At 53.4% G+C, this 223-nt stretch carries 1 protein-coding gene; it reads left to right on the forward strand.

Annotated elements, in window-relative coordinates; translation table 11 throughout:
- Positions 1 to 223: hypothetical protein (locus ACGF5R_RS24995; RefSeq protein WP_387693348.1), on the forward strand; the 223-nt coding region annotated here is incomplete at both ends.

Below are 223 nucleotides of genomic sequence, written 5' to 3' on the forward strand. Positions count from 1 at the left end.
GGAACATCGGGGCGTTACAGTCTGGGCACTCTAAAAGGACAGGTGGGACACGGTGAAGCCGTATCCGGTATGGCACAATTGTTTAAGGTGTTATTTTCGCTACGGGACGCGATTCGCGTGCCGACACGGCTACCGGACACCCTGAATCCCAATATCAACTTTGAAACCTTGCCCTTTGAATTACAGTCGCAACTGACGGTCTGGCAGGCTCCAGAGGTTGACG

Source organism: Photorhabdus sp. RM71S, from assembly GCF_042879355.1.
Taxonomy (GTDB): Bacteria; Pseudomonadota; Gammaproteobacteria; order Enterobacterales; family Enterobacteriaceae; genus Photorhabdus; species Photorhabdus kayaii.